Annotated in this window: 11 protein-coding genes; 7 read left to right on the top strand and 4 right to left on the bottom strand. The window is 61.3% G+C overall.

All coding sequences use genetic code 11. The features are described from left to right. Window positions 1-24: 24 nt before the first annotated feature. The 3 genes from C1711_RS02640 to C1711_RS02630 all read left to right on the top strand — a co-directional run bounded on the left by C1711_RS02640 (window position 25) and on the right by C1711_RS02630 (window position 2,827). Window positions 25-795, top strand: coding sequence for a GntR family transcriptional regulator (locus C1711_RS02640; RefSeq protein ID WP_234346191.1), 771 nt, complete (start codon window positions 25-27; stop codon window positions 793-795). Next, entirely contained in the window at window positions 780-1,586 is an 807-nt protein-coding gene (locus C1711_RS02635) for a GntR family transcriptional regulator (RefSeq protein WP_102337667.1), read from the top strand. The genes C1711_RS02640 and C1711_RS02635 overlap by 16 nt, the downstream gene beginning before the upstream one ends. 179 nt (window positions 1,587-1,765) lie before the next feature. Then, complete coding sequence (locus C1711_RS02630; RefSeq protein WP_102337666.1) at window positions 1,766-2,827, top strand: SIS domain-containing protein; 1,062 nt, start codon at window positions 1,766-1,768, stop codon at window positions 2,825-2,827. 184 nt (window positions 2,828-3,011) lie between these two features. Here C1711_RS02630 and C1711_RS02625 read toward each other — a convergent pair whose 3' ends face one another. Together C1711_RS02625 and C1711_RS02620 are read right to left on the bottom strand one after the other, a co-directional pair. After that, the gene (locus C1711_RS02625; protein ID WP_102338537.1) at window positions 3,012-3,911 is read right to left on the bottom strand and encodes a TatD family hydrolase; all 900 of its coding nucleotides are present in this window, start codon (window positions 3,909-3,911) and stop codon (window positions 3,012-3,014) included. Between the two features lie 53 nt (window positions 3,912-3,964). Beyond that, window positions 3,965-4,786: a tRNA threonylcarbamoyladenosine dehydratase gene (locus tag C1711_RS02620; protein ID WP_102337665.1), complete on the bottom strand. Its 822-nt coding sequence runs from the start codon at window positions 4,784-4,786 to the stop codon at window positions 3,965-3,967. Window positions 4,787-5,140: 354 nt separating this feature from the next. Between C1711_RS02620 and ettA the strand changes: the two genes are divergently transcribed. From ettA to C1711_RS02605, 3 genes are all read left to right on the top strand, one after another. Continuing rightward, window positions 5,141-6,820 carry an energy-dependent translational throttle protein EttA gene (ettA, locus tag C1711_RS02615; RefSeq protein WP_102337664.1) on the top strand — a complete coding sequence of 560 codons (1,680 nt, stop codon included), beginning with the start codon at window positions 5,141-5,143 and terminating at the stop codon, window positions 6,818-6,820. A 434-nt stretch (window positions 6,821-7,254) separates the two neighbouring features. Next, entirely contained in the window at window positions 7,255-8,316 is a 1,062-nt protein-coding gene (locus C1711_RS02610; RefSeq protein ID WP_102337663.1) for an SIS domain-containing protein, read from the top strand. A gap of 63 nt (window positions 8,317-8,379) precedes the next feature. Next, complete coding sequence (locus C1711_RS02605) at window positions 8,380-8,820, top strand: PTS sugar transporter subunit IIA (protein WP_102337662.1); 441 nt, start codon at window positions 8,380-8,382, stop codon at window positions 8,818-8,820. 288 nt (window positions 8,821-9,108) lie between these two features. Here the strand turns inward: C1711_RS02605 and C1711_RS02600 are convergent, their stop codons facing one another. Together C1711_RS02600 and C1711_RS02595 are read right to left on the bottom strand one after the other, a co-directional pair. Beyond that, on the bottom strand, window positions 9,109-10,503 hold the full coding sequence (locus C1711_RS02600; RefSeq protein WP_102337661.1) for a hypothetical protein: 1,395 nt from the start codon (window positions 10,501-10,503) through the stop codon (window positions 9,109-9,111). Window positions 10,504-10,592: 89 nt separating this feature from the next. Further along, window positions 10,593-11,525 carry an ICP22 family protein gene (locus C1711_RS02595; RefSeq protein WP_159060026.1) on the bottom strand — a complete coding sequence of 311 codons (933 nt, stop codon included), beginning with the start codon at window positions 11,523-11,525 and terminating at the stop codon, window positions 10,593-10,595. Between the two features lie 309 nt (window positions 11,526-11,834). Here C1711_RS02595 and C1711_RS02590 point away from each other — a divergent pair, with 309 nt between their 5' ends. Further along, window positions 11,835-13,889 carry an NAD(+) synthase gene (locus tag C1711_RS02590; protein WP_102338536.1) on the top strand — a complete coding sequence of 685 codons (2,055 nt, stop codon included), beginning with the start codon at window positions 11,835-11,837 and terminating at the stop codon, window positions 13,887-13,889. The last annotated feature ends 2 nt before the right edge of the window (window positions 13,890-13,891 follow it).

Here is a 13,891-nt window from a genome sequence, read left to right as displayed (position 1 = left end):
CAGCCCGGGAAAAGGAGGTGCGGCGTGGTGGAAGAGCAGATGAGTATCCCGCCCAAAGATCGTGCGCAGGAGGGCATCAGGCACTATATTCGCAGCGCCGGCCTGGTGGGTGGAGACAAGCTACCCTCGGAGCGCGTGCTTTCCGAGCGGCTGGGGGTCTCGCGCACTGCCCTGCGCGCCGCGATCACGCAGCTGATTTCGATGCACGTGCTCGAGAGCAAGCAGGGGTCGGGCACGTACGTCTTGCCGTCCAAGCCCATCAACATCTTCCAGGAGACGCGTAATTTCTCGGATGCCGTGCGTCGCGTCGGACGGCGCCCGGGTGCGCACCTGCTCGACGCGCGCGTGCTCGAGGTGGATGAGGGACTTGCGGGCAATCTCGACCTGCCGTGCGGGTCACCCGTGTTCGAGGTGCGTCGCGTGCGCTTTGCCGACGACACGCCGGTCGCCTACGAGACCTCGTACATCAATCACGGTCTTTGCACGGGAATCGAGAAGCATGACTTTTCCCATGAGAGCCTCTATGATGTGCTGGCCCATGAATACGGCGTTCGCGTCGGCCATGGTGTTGAGCGCGTGTCGATCGCCCGCGCGACGACCCCGGAGGCGCGGCATCTCGTCATCGACGAAGGGGAGCCGGTCTTTTTCGTGCAGGCGCTAGAGCGCACGGTGAGCGGGGTTCCGGTGGAGTACCTCAAAGCGGTGTATGTGCCGAGTCGGTATCGCTTCGCGAGCAATGGTTGCAAGAATGGGGAGACGCCACAGGGGGTGAAGGGCACATGGCTCACGTGGTAGGTCACAACGCCACCGTGCGTGGGGGTGACGATGCATCGGCGCGCGCGCGTGCGTTCGATGCCGGCGCGGCCATCGCCGCAGCCCGTCTTGGCGACGACGCCCCACTGTATCTTCAGATTCGCCATGCCATCGAGCGGAGCATCGCCGATGGCACCTACCCTCCGGGTTCTGCGATTCCCTCCGAGCATGAGCTCGCAGCCGCCTTCTCCACCACGCGCCTTACGGTGCGCAACGCCATTGACGGCCTCGTCGAGCGCGGCGTCATTCGCCGTGTGCAGGGCAAGGGAGCGTTCGTGGCGCAAGGGGATGTGGAGTCCCGCAGGCGCGTGAGCGGATTCCGTTCGGCTGCCGGGGCGGCCAGCGAGGTCGCGTCGGTGCGACAGCTCTCGCGGTCGATTCGCGCCGCCGGTCCGCTGTATGCCGAGCTGTTTGGCATCGATGAGGACGACGAGCTCTATTCGATCAGGCGCCTCAATTGCGCGGACGGTGTTCCCGCCTCGCTCGAGCAGACGCTCATCCCCGTCGCGCTGTTCCCGGGCATCAAGGATGTCGACGTGTCGGTGTTCAGTCTGTACGAGACATACGAGATGTGCGGAAGGCCCGTCGCCTTGGCGCAGGAGAAGCTCGACGTGGTCGCCTTGTCCACGCGCGATGCCGGGTTGCTGCAGGTGGAGCCGGGCAGCCTCGCCCTCTCGCTCGAGTGCGTGAGCTTTGACGCCGATGGCTGCGCGATCGAGCACGCATACGCGCTGACCCCCGCAAGTCAGGGTGGATACATCTATCAGTTCTAAAGAAATGTTCGATACGATGTGGCGATTCTACCGCTTACGGAGAAGATGTGACCGTTTGCGTGAAAGACTTGTCTATCAAAAAACTGGTATGAAAAAGCGTTAAGATGTAATCAACAAGTGGTATTAAAAACTCTCGACTTGGATACGAGAGGCCACGGCGGCGACGAAGGGAGTTCGCAATGAAGGAGACCGAGAAGATCGAGATCATGAATTTCGACCAGGAGGGCTACCTCGAGGACGGCAAGAACGTCTACGAGGCCGGCAAGAAGATGACCGCCCTGGCCGACCGCGTGCACGAGGAGGGCTACGACGCCGTGTTCCTGCTGGGCGTCGGCGGCACGTGGGACGAGCTCATGCAGCTCGAGTACCTCATGAACAAGTTCGGCGACAAGGACCTCGAGGTCTACCTGATCCACGCCGCCGAGTGGAACGTCATGGGCCACAAGCGCATGACCGACCGCTCCATCGTGCTCACCGCCTCCGAGTCCGGCACCACGCCCGAGGTGCTCGAGGCCATCGGCAAGATGCAGGAGATGGGCGTGCGCGTCTACGCCATGACCAACCCCGAGGGCAAGATCGGCCAGGCCGTGGGCGCCGAGAACTGCGTCATGATGGCCTCCGACCACGGCGCCGGCGGTTGCGAGAAGGGCTACTACCTCGCCGACTGCTTCGGCCTGCGCCTGCTCAACCGCCGCGGCTGCTTCCCCAAGTTCGACCTGTTCATCGAGCAGACCAAGGACGTCTGGAAGGACCTGCTCGACATCCGCAAGCGCTTCGAGCCCCGCGCCGAGGAGCTCGCCCGCAAGTACGCTCTGGCCGACTACACCATGTTCATCGGCTCCGGCGCGCTGTGGGGCGAGACCATCCTCTATTCCATGTGCCTGCTGGAGGAGATGCAGTGGAAGCGCATCCGCCACATCACCAGCCACGACTTCTTCCACGGCACGCTCGAGCTCCTCGAGCCCGGCGTCCCGGTGTTCCTGTTCATGGGTGAGGACGAGTGCCGCGCCCTCGACGAGCGCGTCCGCGCTTTCCTCACCAGTGGCGTGACCGGCGACGAGGACTACGTCATCATCGACACCGCCGAGTACGCCATCCCGGGCCTCGACGACGACTTCCGCGTCATCGTGTCCCCCTGGATCCTCTCCGTGCTCACCACCGACCGCCTCGCCCGCAACTACGAGCTGGTCACCAAGCACAACCTCAAGTATCGTCGTTACTATCACCAGTTCGACTACTAAGAGACCGGCCTGCTCGAAGGGGCTGCGCTCTTTTGAGTGCGGCAGCCAGAGTCGCGAAGAAACGGGGCGTCCGCGTGGACGCCCCGTTTTTGTGGTTCGGGTTCGGCTGGTGCATTGTCTGCGCTGTGGCGTCGATTTCGCGTCGCTTCCGCCTGTCCCGGGACGGCGTTCGCAAATGTTCTCGTTATACGCCGAGAACTTCGGAGCTCGTCTGCGCCATGCGTGCGGCGAGCTCTTCTTGTTCGACGCCGCGAATGCGGGCGAGCGCCTCGAGTGTGCGGCTAAGCGAGTGTTCGAGCTCGTCGACGGGGTAGGGGGCGCTGAGCTGCGGCGAGGCGTCGGACTGCGGCGATATCTCGCGTTGTGGTCGTACGTCGAGCTGCGGAGGAGCGTCGGTTTCGAGGTGCAGCTGCTCGAGCGGCATCTGCCGCGCGTATTCGCGACCGCGTTTGGTAGCGAGCATGCGCTCATTCACCGAGATGTGGCAACCGAGGCGACGGAGGCGATCGAGGTCCGCCGACGTGCCCGAGAACCAGTGGAAGATGCACGTCGCGTGGTCGGGCAGGCCGTGGGCTTCGAGAATGTCGAGGGCGTCTGACGCGGCCCGCACGGCGTGGATGGATATGACGCGGTCCCGGCGCGGCTTGGCGGCGCAGGCGGAGACGATCTGCTCGAAGGCCGCGATTTGGGCGCGGGCGTTGTGCTTGTGGGCGGGGGAGAAGTCGAGGCCGATCTCACCGACGCAATCGGATGCCGCGGCGAGCGCGGCTGCTTGCTCGGCATCGGCGGTGCCCTCGGGGTCGTCGGTGACCCACCATGGGTGTAGGCCGGCGGCGATGCGCACATTGCCGCTTTCGGCAAGGACGTCTTGGGCAGATGCGACGTCGTCGGGCGTCACCGTGGTGCATAGGATGGCTATGCGGTGCTCTTGCGCGCGCATGGCAACTTCCGCCGCGTTTGCCATGCGATCGAGATGGCAGTGCATGTCCACGTAGCGCCATGGATCATGGAGCTCGGTGAGGTCGGGTGCAAGGAGGGTGTCTTTGTCGAAAAAAGATGGCAAATCGAGCTTGATTTGCGACATTTTTACCCGCGTTTCGAGATACATATCCGGGCAATCACTTTCGGATGCGCGCATCATTGCGCCCGTCCACCCCGTTTGCCCGCGAGGCGGCCCTTTTGCGCCGCGTCGTGCATGGCCAGCGCTGCGTTCACATCGTCGTTCGTGCCGATGCGTGCGATGGAGCGGATGACCTCTCCCGCAATCATCTGACCCATGATGGGAGGTATATAGGACATGCTGCCCATGCCGGAGCGCTCGCTGCGCTCGGTGCCGGGTAGCGCGGTGGCGGGGGTGGCGTCCTCGCAGGAGTACAGGACGCGCAGGTGGCGAATGCCACGCTTGCGGCATTCCTTGCGCATGATGCGCGCCAGGCGGCAGTTCACGGTTTTGTGCACGTCGGCGATGCGCAGGCATTCGGGGTGCAGCTTGTTCGCGCTGCCCATGGAGCTGATGAGCTCGAAGCCGCGCTCTTGGGCGAGCGAGGCGAGCGAGAGCTTGGTCGACACGGTGTCGATGGCGTCGACCACGTAATCGATGCGTCCGTCCACCTCGGCGAGGATGGTGTCGTACAGCTCTTCGATGTTCTCGGCAAGGACGAACGTGTCATGGGCGATCACGCGGCAGTCGGGGTTGATGTCGGCGATCATGGCGGCCATGACGCCGACCTTGCGCTTGCCCACGGTGCTTTCGAACGCGATGGCCTGGCGGTTGATGTTGGAGGGGGCGACGATGTCCTTATCCACGATGATGAGCGTGCCGATGCCGCCGCGGGCGAGCGCCTCCACGCAGCTCGATCCCACGCCGCCGCAGCCGAGCACGAGGACATTCGCTTGCTGCAGCCGCGCAAGCCGTTCAGCGCCCAGCATCCTGTGCAGACGGTCCTTCATCGTCTCCATTGCGGCCCCTTTAGAATGCGCTCTCCAACATTGAATCCCGTTTGACGCGGATCCAACGGTGCATTATCGATTCTTCTCGAATTAGGGTAGCACGGTTCGTCGTCGAACAGCCTTTTGTCTTGCCACTCGTTGTGCAATTCGGCTCCAATCCGTTCCGCCAAACGTAGTTTCCAATGAGTTTTCCCATTCGCTCATTCATTTCGTTTTCCCTGTATTAGCAGAAAGGACGTGCGGTTAGTGCTGCAAAGCACCCCTCTTTCCGAGTTTCGTGTGCCCGTATTGGGGCAACGATGGTTTCATGCGACAATACAAAAAGTATGACTATCTACCCTGTTCAAGAAACGGAGCACCCCTATGGCCGAATTTATCTACCAGATGTACCAGGCGCGCAAAGCGCATGGCGACAAGGTCATCCTCGACGACGTGACACTTTCGTTTTATCCCGGCGCCAAGATCGGCGTCGTCGGCCCCAACGGCATGGGCAAGTCCACCCTGCTCAAAATCATGGCCGGCATCGAGGAGGTGTCCAACGGCGATGCTCGACTGACCCCCGGCTACACCGTGGGCATCCTGCAGCAGGAGCCGCCGCTGGATGAGGACAAGACGGTCATCGAGAACGTCCGCCTCGCCTACGCCGACCTCAGCGCCAAAGTCGAGCGCTTCAACGCCATCAGCATGGAGATGTGCGACCCCAGCTGCGACATGGATGCCCTCATGGCCGAGATGGGCCGCCTCCAAGACGAGATCGACGCCGCCGACGGCTGGGACATCGACTCCAAGCTCGGTCAGGCCATGGACGCCCTTCAACTGCCTGACTCCGACATGCCCGTCAACGTCCTCTCCGGCGGCGAGCGCCGTCGCGTGGCCCTCTGCCGCCTGTTGCTCGAAGCCCCCGACCTGCTGCTCCTCGACGAGCCCACCAACCACCTCGACGCCGAATCCATCCTCTGGCTCGAGCACTTCCTCAAGAACTACCCCGGCGCCGTCCTCGCCGTCACGCACGACCGCTACTTCCTCGACCACGTGGCCGAGTGGATCTGCGAGGTCGACCGCGGCCACCTCTACCCCTATAAGGGCAACTACTCCACCTACCTAGAGACCAAGGCGGCGCGCATGGCCGCCCAGGGTCAGCGCGAGGAACGCCTTGCCAAGCGCATCGCCTCTGAGCTCGAGTGGGTGCGTTCGTCCCCGAAGGCCCGCCAAGCCAAGAACAAGGCCCGCTTGGCCCGCTACGAGGAGATGGAGGCCGAGGCCCGCGCCGCCCAGAAGCTCGACTACACCGACATCCGCATTCCCGTGGGTCCGCGCCTGGGTGCAAAGGTCCTCGTGGCCGAGCATCTGCACAAGGAGTTCGACGGCCGCGTACTCATCGACGATCTCTCCTTCACCCTGCCGCGCAACGGCATCGTGGGCGTGATCGGTCCCAACGGCGTGGGTAAGACCACGCTGTTCAAGACCATCGTGGGTCTGGAGCCGCTGACCTCGGGCTCGCTCGAGATCGGCGAGACGGTCAAGGTCTCCTACGTCGACCAGATGCGCGCTGGCATCGATCCCGACAAGTCCCTGTGGGAGGTCGTTTCCGACGGCCTGGACATCATGCAGGTGGCCGAGAACGAGGTTCCCAGCCGCGCGTACGTGGCGAGTTTTGGCTTCAAGGGTTCTGACCAGCAGAAGCGCGCGGGCGTGCTCTCCGGCGGCGAGCGCAACCGCCTGAACCTCGCGCTCACGCTCAAGCAGGGCGGCAACCTGCTGCTCCTCGACGAGCCCACCAACGACCTCGACGTCGAGACGCTCTCCGCGCTCGAGTCCGCACTGCTCGAGTTCCCCGGGTGCTCGGTGGTCATTTCCCATGACCGCATGTTCCTCGACCGCGTGGCCACGCACATCCTCGCGTGGGAGGGTACCGATGAGAATCCCGGTAACTGGTATTGGTTCGAGGGCAACTTCGAGCAGTACCAGGAGAACCGCGTCGCCCGTCTGGGTGAGGACGCCGCGCAGCCGCATCGCGTGCACCGCAAGCTCACGCGCGATTAACGTACGTCTGGGAGGAAGACGCGACGGCTGCGGCTGTCGCGTGGTTCCACTTGGTCGCTCCGCGTAGCTCCGTTGTCGGTCGATTCCCGCGCGTATTATCGCGCGCGCATGCGCATACGACACCTTGCGCAATGACCGTTCCCATGCTTGACCAGCTCACGCGTTTGCGTGCACATGTAATACTCCAGTCGTCCTGATTACGCCGACCTCAAAACAGCCCATTCATTCATGACCTCTCGGAGCGCCGTTTGCGCACTGAGAGGTCATAGTTTTCTTGCAGGTAATAGCTATCGCAAAAACTGAGACAGCCATTCCAATAGTGGGAGGGATGGAGCCATTGGCCAGTGTGCCGCCGCAGCCTCGTACAACAGCGGATAAGCTATCGAACAGCATCTGGTAGGCAAACCATTGTGGTTCGCGAAAGGAGTTGTTCCATGAAGGAAACTGAAAACGTCGAGATCATGCATTTTGACCAAGAGGGGTACCTGAAAGACGGAGCTGCTGCGGTAGAAGCGGGCAAGCGCATGATCGCGCTGGCCGATCAAGTTGCCGACGAGGGCTACGATGCCCTGTTCTTGTTGGGCGTGGGCGGTACATGGGACGAGCTCATGCAGCTCGAGTATCTCATGAACAAATTCGGCGACAAGGACTTCGAGGCCTACTTGATCCACGCTGCTGAATGGAACGTAATGGGCCATAAGCGCATGACCAACCGCTCTGTGGTGCTTACCGCCTCCGAGTCGGGAACGACCCCTGAGGTGCTCGAAGCGGTTCGCAAGATGAAGGACATGGGCGTGCGCGTGTTCGCCATGACCAAACCCGAGGGTCCCATCGGTAAGGCGGTCGGCGCCGAGAGCTGCATCGAGATGGCGAGCGCCCATGGTTCCGGCGGCTGTGAGCTGGGCTATTATCTTGCCGACTGCTTCGGCTTGCGTCTGCTCAACCGCCGTGGCTGCTTCCCCAAGTTTGACCTGTTCCTCGAGCAGACCGCCGATTGTTGGAAGGATCTGCTCGACATTCGCAAGCGCTTCGAGCCCAAGGCCGAGGAAATTGCCAAGAAGTACGCTCTCGCTCCGTACACCATGTTCATCGGCTCCGGCGCGCTTTGGGGCGAGACCATCCTGTTCGCAATGTGCATTCTTGAGGAAATGCAGTGGAAGCGCGTTCGCTATGTGTCCTCAGCCGACTTCTTCCATGGTACGCTTGAGTTGGTGGAAGAGGGAGTTCCCGTGGTCCTGTTCAAGGGCGAGGACGAGTGCCGTGCGCTCGACAACCGCGTCGAGGCTTTCCTGACCCGCGGCGTGACCGGCGACGACGACATCGTGATTATCGACACCGCCGAATATGCCATTCCGGGTTTGGATGACGACTTCCGCGTGATCGTTTCGCCATGGATTCTGTCCTCCATGGTGACCGACCGCCTGTCGGCGTACTACGAAACGGTGACCAAGCACAACCTCAACTACCGCCGTTACTATCATCAGTTCGACTACTAAGCGTTGTCGTAGTCGAGCAGAGCGAATACCCGCGTGGACGGGGTTCGTCAAAGGAGGCTTGCAATGAGGCAGTTCATTATCGCGTCGCATGCGCACTTCGCCAGCGGCATCAACGAGAGCATCTCCATGCTTTCTGGCGAGCGGGACAACATCCGCGTTCTTCCCATGTATGTCGATGGGAACAACGATCTGCAGACCGCTGCCCGTGAGCTGATCGACGCAACTCCCGAGGGTGACGACCTCGTTATTTGCACCGACCTGTTCGGCGGCAGCGTGAACAACGAGTTCTCCATCCAGCTGTTCAGCCGCCCTAACACCTATTTGGTGACGAACATGAACCTGCCGCTGCTCATCCAGCTGCTGTTCGCCGATGAGGGACGCGATACCGCCGAGGTTATCCGTGAGATTTGCGCTGCTGAGGATACGCGCGTGAAGTTCGTGAACGATCTTCTCGCTCCCGCCGAGTCGTCTGACGAGGAAGAAGGGTTTGACGAGGACTTCTAAACCTCGTTGGATGATGCAAGCACCACTATAAGCGGCGTGCAAACAGCCAGCACCGCAAGCAGCGTGTAATAGCGCACAAAAAGTGCCCGTACAGTCCGAAAAGGATTTGTACGGGCACTTTGTTTTCAAAAATGACGGAAATGCGCAAATCTTTTCGAGCACGGTGAGTATAGGCAGATTTGGTACTCGTCTCACCTGCGGTTTTGCTATTCAAAATTGACATCTACTCGGGAAGACGGAAATGATTTATGCATTTCCGTCTTTTTTGCCTTGGACACCGCTCTTGCGCTAGCGAACCTTGGAGAGTTCCCAGCGCAGGCCGGAGCCGGAGCGCTTTTTGAGCGTCACCGCAATAGGTTCGGTGCTGTCGAGATGTTCGACGCGCAGTGGGAACGTGACCTTGGCGCGTGTGCCGCTCAAAAGCTCAAGGTTGCGGGCACGCGTGTAGTCTTCCGCGAGCATGCCGAAGACATCAGTTCCATAGGGGAGCATCTCGCACAGGTCGGCGACGACATCGCTCGTGAGATACACGTCGGTCGAAAGATCGACGGGGTAGCCTGCGAGCGCCTCAGGCGAGGGACGGTCATCCCTGGGCTGAGGTGCCGGCGCGGTCCCGGGTTGCGGGGTTGCCGGAGTCGGCACCGCTTCGGGCTGCGGAGTTGCCGGGGCCGGCACAGCTGCTGTAGGGCTTTGAGCTGGCGCGATGACCGGTGCAGCTGCTGGTGCGGCTTCCATTTCGATTGACTGCGCGGCGTTCGGTGTATTTACGGGCGCAGGGGAATCCGCCGTTTGCATGGGAACTTCGTCGGCGACCGCTGGGGTGGCTTTTGGGAGAGAAGCGTGGGTCTCGGCGGGCTGCTTGGACTCAGAAGCGGGTGCAACTGGGTTGATAACGGGATTTGACGCGAGAACCGTCTCGTCTTCGTTGCCCGTGTACGGATCATACGTGACGGTGATGGAGATGGCGGGTTCGACGAAGGGCTTCGGAGCCGAGGGAGTTTCCTGATCGACAGCCTTGTCAGCTGCGGAGACAGATTCGGGTGAAGAAGCTGATTCGGATGCCGAAACGGATTCGGGTTCAACGGCGTCTGTCGATCCGGCTTCGGAACCGACCTCGGGATCGGCGCCATGCGCCGGAACGGCTTCTGCTTCCGTTGCGGGCTTGGAATCAGAAACGGATTCAGATGCCGAAGTGGATTCAGGCGTCAAAGCAGGCTCGGACTCGGCCTCGGACTCAGCCATGGGCACGGGCTTTGACTCAGTCGCGGGCATCGGCTCTGGCTCCACCTCCGGTTCAGGTCGTTTGACGCGTTTGGGACGGACAGGTTTGAGCGTCTTATCAGCCTTCTTGCGCTTCCAGGGCTTTCCGTTTTTGGGAGTTGCGTCCGCCTTATCGGCATTTGCCGCCGCAAGTGCCGCATCCCATTCGGGTTGCGCGATGATGGTCGCGTAGATGCGCCCTCCTTTGAATACGGTGAGCTTGACAAACTCCTCCAGTGTTTCGAGCAACGCCCGCGTGCTTTCATATCCCAGGTCATCGGCCGTCATGCGGTCGGATGCAAGCGCCTCTTCCACCGTGGTGATAAAGACCTGCTTGCCGCACCCCAACTCGGAGGAGAGCAACCGATAGAGATAGATGCGGTTGTTGAGTGTCAGCGTTGTCGTTTCGGTATAGCGTGCCATGATGGTCTCTTTCTCGATGCATGTGCAAACCATGGTAGCATCGCGTGGCTGCCAAGCAGTAGTTTTCCGCCGGACTCATAGGTAGACGGTTAAGACGAGCTTGACTTAGAAGCCGTCTTGGAAGGCGTTTTGGAAGTCGATGTTCCGTTCGAGGTGCCGGCTCCCGTTCCAGATGCGGGATCGGCAGGTGTACTGCCGGAGTTTCCTCCCGTCCCCGCATCTTCCGACCCATCGCCTGCTCCCTGGTCGGGAACGGTGGGCGTGTCCGTTGCAGATCCTCCGTCCGGCGCGCTCGGCGTATCTCCATCTGTTGCGCCGTCGCTCTCGTCAGGGGAGGGAAACGCGGTAGAAGCATTTCCGGCTTCAATGTCTCCAGGGTTTTCGCCTAAGGTTTCCTCGGATTGGGGCGCAGACGTAAAGATCGATTTCGGTTTGGCTCCCAGCCCGTTTCCCGCAGTGGTGATGAGGACGACCGCCACACACACGGCGACGGCGAGCGCCGCTATCCCCAAGGAGGCGAAGGCGATTTTGCGGGCGCTGGCGTTTCGCTTTGCAGCGGCACGTGCCTGCAGTTTTGTTGGGGCGATGCGCATGTTCGCGACCTGCGTGGAAGCCTCGCCGTACGGATTGTCACCGTATGGATTCGCGGTACGCGGTTCGTCCGCGTACGGGTTGTCCACATATGGGTTGCCCTCATACGCCCCGCTCTCATACGGCGTGCTCCCACTCGAAAGGCCACGCATGGGAACATATGCCCTGTTGTCAAAAGCGATTTGCGAGCGCTCGGGGGTTTGCCGCAGCTTGAGCTTCTCGGCGCTGGCATCCAGCGCGTTACGATAGAGCTGCGAGCAAATAACCGTCACCATGGAACTTACCGCGGCTCCAATGACGGAGCCGGCGATACCGATTTTCGAAGCAAGCAGCATGGAGGTCGCCGCGGCGGCGGACGCGGCAATGACCTGCGCGGCGGAGATGCCGTCGAGGAGTTTCTTGCGCGGCGCGCTCACAAGGGTTTGTCCCATCAAGTCCTCATTAACGGGCACGGAATTCTGGTAAACGCGCGTTTCTTGGTTGTCGAAAGACGACTGCATGGATCTCAATACCTCTCGTTCAAAGTTGTTCCAAAGATTTTCGTACCCCATCGACCGCAAAACCACCCGTCCGTTTCAAGTAACGCAAAGTCCCAACAGACGGGGAGGGTCTGTGAAGGAACGGCGGTTGTGCTATGGAGAGGGGCTTCGATGCTAGGCTACAATGCTGTGAGAGCAAAACGGCCAACTTCCATGCGGCAGGGGGAATACATGTCGGTACGTGCAGATTCGTTTGCTGGTATGTCTTCGGACGACGTTGCGGCTTTTGACGGTGGGAGCGTCGATGACGGCCTTTTGCGCATTGCCGCTGCAACGCCGAAAATCCGCGTGGGCGATGTTTCGGGCAACGCAAGCGCGATTCTCTCATGCGTGCGCGCGGCTGCTCGTGAGGGCGCTCGTGCCCTGGTGCTGCCCGAACTTTGTCTGACGGGCTATACCTGCGGTGACTTGTTCCATGATCGCGCCCTGCTTCGTGCGTGCGAGACCGCCCTCAAAAACCTGCTTGCGAGCACGACCGATATTCCCGTGCTTTATACGGTGGGATTGCCGGTGGCGTACGGAGAGTCGGTTTACAACTGTGCAGCGGTATGCTGCGCGGGCAGCCTGCTGGGTCTTTCCGTTAAGACGAGCCTCCCATCTTATGGCGAGTTTTATGAGGGGCGTTGGTTTGCGTCGGCAAACGCGCTCGATCGCGGTGCGCGTGTATCGTATGCGGGTTGCCGCAACGTTCCTCTGGCGGCGCGTCTGGTCTACACATGCGAGGACGAAGGTGCCGAGGATGTCCGCGTTGGCGTCGAGTTGTGCGAAGACCTGTGGGTTCCCAATCCGCCCTCGACGGACATGGCTCTGCACGTCGGCGCGACCGTGATGCTCAACCCAAGCGCATCAAGTGAAACCGTTGGCAAATCGGCATATCGTCGCGAGCTGGTGTGCGGTCAGTCGGCACGTCTGTACTGCGCTTACGCCTATGCCGATGCGGGTGAGGGAGAGTCCACCACCGATTTGGTGTTCGCCGGCGAAAACCTCATTGCCGAAAACGGCGCGCTACTTGCCAAAACCGACCTGTTCACCTGCGACATGGCCCTTGCCGACGTCGATATCGAGCGCTGCCTAGTTGAGCGTCGCCGCACAACGACTTGGGCGCCCTTGGGTGGCGCAAGCGTGCAGTGCGAGGAAGTGCCGTTCTCATTTCGCTCCTGCGATGCTGCTGAAGACGTGGACGCAGCTGCGCGCGTCGATGGCGAAACCGCTCCGAAGGCGCCCTCAATCCTGCGCTCCTCGCTCGATTCGACGCGCGTGGCGCCGCGCAAGCCATTCGTTCCCGCCAACACGGTCGATTTGTCCGAGCGATGTGAGACCATCTTCACCCTGCAGGCCGCAGGTCTCAAAACGCGTCTGGCACATACCAACACAAAGGCCGCTGTCATCGGGCTCTCGGGCGGCTTGGATTCCACGCTTGCACTTTTGGTGACCGTGCGCGCGTTCGACATGTTGGAACTGCCTCGAACGAGCATCTATGCGGTGTCGATGCCGGGCTTCGGCACCACGGAACGCACCAAATCCAACGCCGCCCGCTTGGCAGAGCAGCTGGGTGTCGACTTTCGCGTCATCCCCATCGGCTCAGCCGTCGAGCGCCATTTCGAGGACATCGGCCATGACCCCGCCGTGCGCGATGTGACTTACGAGAACGCGCAGGCCCGTGAGCGCACGCAGGTGCTCATGGATTTGGGTAACGAGGTCGGTGGCTTTGTGATCGGCACGGGTGACCTGTCCGAGCTCGCGCTCGGTTGGGCCACATACAACGCCGATCACATGAGCATGTACGGCGTGAACGCAGGCGTACCCAAAACGCTCGTGCGCCATCTGGTCGCCTATGCAGCGGATGCATTTGGCGGAGAGACCGCGCAGATTTTGCGCGACGTGCTCGACACGCCCGTTTCTCCTGAGCTCCTGCCGCCCACGGGCGATGGTGAGATCGCGCAAAAAACCGAGGACCTGGTGGGTCCCTACGAGCTCCACGACTTCTTCCTGTACCACATACTGCGTTTTGGCTTTAGGCCGGGAAAGATCTACCGCATGGCGTGCCGCTCGTTTGAGGGCGTCTACGAACCGACGGTTATCCTGCATTGGCTGCGTACGTTCTATCGTCGCTTCTTTGCGCAGCAATTCAAGCGCAGCTGCCTGCCCGACGGTCCCAAGGTGGGATCGGTGAGCTTGAGTCCGCGCGGTGACTGGCGTATGCCGAGCGATGCCTCTGCGGCGCTTTGGCTACAGGAGATCGACGCGCTGGAGTAGCG

It is taken from the genome of Collinsella provencensis, from assembly GCF_900199705.1.
Lineage (GTDB): Bacteria > Actinomycetota > Coriobacteriia > Coriobacteriales > Coriobacteriaceae > Collinsella > Collinsella provencensis.
This window is presented reverse-complemented; position numbering and strand designations above follow the sequence as displayed.

What these genes read in the sequence shown, in the direction of transcription:
- C1711_RS02625 (WP_102338537.1), bottom strand. Translation starts at nt 3,911, where the DNA reads ATGTCGCAAATCAAGCTCGATTTGCCATCTTTTTTCGACAAAGACACC.
- C1711_RS02590 (WP_102338536.1), top strand. Translation starts at nt 11,835, where the DNA reads ATGTCTTCGGACGACGTTGCGGCTTTTGACGGTGGGAGCGTCGATGAC.
- C1711_RS02620 (WP_102337665.1), bottom strand. Translation starts at nt 4,786, where the DNA reads ATGGAGACGATGAAGGACCGTCTGCACAGGATGCTGGGCGCTGAACGG.
- C1711_RS02610 (WP_102337663.1), top strand. Translation starts at nt 7,255, where the DNA reads ATGAAGGAAACTGAAAACGTCGAGATCATGCATTTTGACCAAGAGGGG.
- C1711_RS02605 (WP_102337662.1), top strand. Translation starts at nt 8,380, where the DNA reads ATGAGGCAGTTCATTATCGCGTCGCATGCGCACTTCGCCAGCGGCATC.
- C1711_RS02635 (WP_102337667.1), top strand. Translation starts at nt 780, where the DNA reads ATGGCTCACGTGGTAGGTCACAACGCCACCGTGCGTGGGGGTGACGAT.
- C1711_RS02630 (WP_102337666.1), top strand. Translation starts at nt 1,766, where the DNA reads ATGAAGGAGACCGAGAAGATCGAGATCATGAATTTCGACCAGGAGGGC.
- C1711_RS02600 (WP_102337661.1), bottom strand. Translation starts at nt 10,503, where the DNA reads ATGGCACGCTATACCGAAACGACAACGCTGACACTCAACAACCGCATC.
- ettA (WP_102337664.1), top strand. Translation starts at nt 5,141, where the DNA reads ATGGCCGAATTTATCTACCAGATGTACCAGGCGCGCAAAGCGCATGGC.
- C1711_RS02595 (WP_159060026.1), bottom strand. Translation starts at nt 11,525, where the DNA reads ATGGGACAAACCCTTGTGAGCGCGCCGCGCAAGAAACTCCTCGACGGC.